Annotated in this window: 3 protein-coding genes and 1 tRNA gene; 1 reads left to right on the top strand and 3 read right to left on the bottom strand. The window is 50.1% G+C overall.

Going from position 1 to position 3,120, the window contains the following annotated elements; translation table 11 throughout:
• On the top strand, positions 1–453 hold a 453-nt coding region (locus tag Q0072_RS10985), incomplete at its 5' end, for a recombinase family protein (RefSeq protein ID WP_298329761.1).
• 321 nt (positions 454–774) lie between these two features.
• Here the strand turns inward: Q0072_RS10985 and Q0072_RS10980 are convergent.
• From Q0072_RS10980 to Q0072_RS10970, 3 genes are all read right to left on the bottom strand, one after another.
• Positions 775–1,470 (bottom strand): HEPN domain-containing protein, encoded by a 696-nt coding sequence (locus tag Q0072_RS10980; RefSeq protein ID WP_298329757.1) that lies wholly within the window; start codon positions 1,468–1,470, stop codon positions 775–777.
• A gap of 11 nt (positions 1,471–1,481) precedes the next feature.
• Positions 1,482–2,672, bottom strand: coding sequence for a DUF262 domain-containing protein (locus tag Q0072_RS10975; RefSeq protein ID WP_298329754.1), 1,191 nt, complete (start codon positions 2,670–2,672; stop codon positions 1,482–1,484).
• A 329-nt stretch (positions 2,673–3,001) separates the two neighbouring features.
• A tRNA-Glu gene (locus tag Q0072_RS10970) sits at positions 3,002–3,077 on the bottom strand.
• Positions 3,078–3,120 lie beyond the last annotated feature (43 nt).

Genomic DNA, 3,120 nt, shown 5'->3' with positions numbered 1-3,120 from the left:
TTCATCTCCGGCCTTATGGCCCAGCGGGTGCCCTTCATCGTTGCCGAACTGGGCAAGGATGCCGACCCCTTCATGCTGCACCTCTATGCGGCGCTGGCAGAGAAGGAACGCAGCCTGATTGCCCAGCGCACCCGCGCGGCCCTGGCAGCAGCAAAGGCAAAGGGGGTGGCGCTGGGCAACCGGACGAACCTTGACGACGCCCAACGGAAGGGGGCCGCAGCAAATGCAATTGCCGCAGCAGAGTATGCAGCGCGGATGGCTTCGCAGATTTCAGACCTTCGCGCCACGGGGGCCTCGCTGCGAAAGATCGCAGACACCCTGAATCAGAGAGGTGTGAGGGCGCGGAATGGCGGTGAATGGTCCGCAATGCAGGTAAGACGGATTTTGCAGTTGGGCGGCCATGTAGCAGCGGGCCAGCACAGCAAATCAGTGGGAACGTGGGCTTCGGCTTGATGCGGAACGCTAAGCGATCCAGGCCTATGAAAACGGTGGTAACTGGACCCTTGTGGATGACTTCACAGAAGTTGAGTCCGGCAAGCGTAGCTACCGTCCCCAACTCTCAGCATCTATGGCTGTTTGCAGCATCCGTTGCAGCACATTGGTCATTGCCAAGCTTGACCGGCATTGTCATCTCGCCCCAATAGCCTCTCCGAGGAACTTAACATTTGGCGCATAAGCACTGCCCAAGGGGCACTTCAGCGGGTAAACTAGGCCCCACAAATCTTAAAGATTAATGGAAAGCTGCAATACTCAGCTGCTGGCATCGAACAACACTCAAGTATTTTCAGGGGAAACTAAGTTGGACTGAACAGCTTTTGTAGCCACCATTATATGGCCTGCTGAAGGAGCACCGGCTATTCGTTCGGAAACACAAGAATTGATCGCCTCGTCGAACTGCTCAAGCAAGTCCACAATTTCCTTGACCTGAGCTGCTTCAATGTCCGGAGAATTTAAGCTGCGCACTCGATCAACTCTTTTGTGCGCAACCGCACCACGTGCTTCACCAAAACTGTGAAGCTGTCCGATCAACTCGCTCGGTAGATCTTCGATCCTACACCCGCAGAAGTGGGCAAGTTCTGAGAACGCACTCTTCTTAATTCCATTATTTTTATCCAAAATTTCCTCAATCTGTCTTATATGATCATTTATTCTCTTTTCAAAATCCTGGACAGTGGACAAGGATCGCAGTTTATCGTCACCTACTCTATGTGCAAATGCTGCAAAAGCATTAAGCAACGTATGTGTTACGGTATTTTTTGTTTTCCATAAACGCAAACTTTCGCTTAATGCGTATCTAACTCGATCCTCCAGAAAGTGCTCGAATTCCGCATGAACTAGGAGCCTGAACGCTGCAATGCAATCCAGTTCTTCCTGTAGCGGATTACGGTCCGCAGGAATAGTAAAGTTAATGAACTTCAGTCGAATCTCATCGACTCGGGCTACTAACCTGGCGTAATCGGAACTTGGCATCTCAGCCTGCCCTATTTTAGACGGCGGGTTGGAGGAGTGAACTCTCTACCAAGGATGGCAGATAGTGCTAGTCCCCACGAGTCTATCCTAGTGGCTGTCGCTATCGGCGTCTTGGTGGTCTGTTCAATTGAACGCCTGAAGTTTTCATCTTCAGCACAAATTCTCTTGAATTCACTCTGTATGTCTTCTTTCTTTTCCTGAAGAACATCCCTTAGCCCATCTTCACAAAAATACCGAGCTACGGCATCGAACACTGCCCGGTTTACTCGTCTTTCATAAGTTGAGCCGTTCCACTTTTTGAATGCATCTCGTTCCCCGAATACAATAACCGTATTGGTCACGGCCGTCTCCAGCCTGGACAAGCAGCGATCAGCCTCCTGTTGTCGATTATTCCAATCGTCATTAAAATACTTTACTGCATTATCCATGAAATTCTTGAAGCTACTACCATATTTTTCGGGATAGAAAAGATCAAACGCAATAAACCGCAAAACAAGCTCTGCGTCCCTCATGCGCCGGTCAGGCGCCTGCATGGAGAATAGACCTGACAAAAGATTTGATCTGGAAATGTATTCCTCGAGATAGTCAAGAAACTTGCCTGGGTGAAGGGCTTTTCGCAATTCTTGCGGCGACAGCGGAAGACTGCCGCTGTTAAGCCTGTAAAAGATTGTATATAGAAACCGCTCTGAAGGCCAATTCCGAATAACAATAGTTCTTATAGGCTGATTTTCATAAGCAGGTAGCTTCTTTGCCAGGAAGACGTCTGACTGGATTCGCTCGTAATTAAACCCCTCCAATTCTCTGGAGATCGTTAAGTCTCGAAGCGTCAAAGGATTATCTTGGCTTTGGAAATCAGCGATTGACAACAATCGCTGTTTTCCGTCTATAACAAGAAAATGCCGTCCATTTTCATCATGCGCCTCTGCAAGCACGATGTTTGGAACGGGTAATCCAAGCATGAGCGATTCAATAAGTCTACTTTTTCTGACTTCATCCCAAGCATTCCTGCGTTGGAATTGCGGGTTAACACGAATCAGATTGCGGCGCATCTGATCCAATATTGTCCCTACAGTCCAATCCGTATTGTAGAGCACTGCGCTATTTAGGTCGCCGAGCTCCTCGCTAGCAAGATCTGTTTCATCTTCTTGTTGGTCGAGCGGAGCGTTTTCGTCTTCCATGTCAAAACTGGTTGGCAAACTCATGTGCTCCTCCCTGGCAATTGTATATGGCTATCACACGTCATAAACGGTTGCCACTGATAATCGCAATGCTAGCAATTGCACTTTTGTTTCGCGGGACCGAGTAGGCGGAACCGGCTAGAGTCAAGCGGAGTGGTGTTGACACTTACAAGGCAAGTCGGCATCCACCCGGCGCTGGGCAACGCGGAACTCTACCCTTTCCCTCCAAACACAAGGTATTGGCGTGGCCAAATCAGATTCCTTGGCACCGATACACAGGGTTGATACACTCTGAGGCTGAAGCCTTCCCCGGCGCCCTGCTAAGCCACTGATTTTTAAGGGAAATTTGGCACTGGCGTCCCCAAGGGGATTCGAACCCCTGTTACCGCCGTGAGAGGGCGGTGTCCTAGGCCTCTAGACGATGGGGACTAGAGCCGTGCGAGGCGCGCTTTCTATGCGAAAGCGCCGGGGG

This window comes from Asticcacaulis sp. (genome assembly GCF_027484505.1).
In the GTDB taxonomy this organism is placed as follows: Bacteria; Pseudomonadota; Alphaproteobacteria; order Caulobacterales; family Caulobacteraceae; genus Asticcacaulis.
The sequence above is the reverse complement of the archived record's forward strand: the minus strand, read 5'-3'. Positions and strand labels throughout refer to the sequence as shown.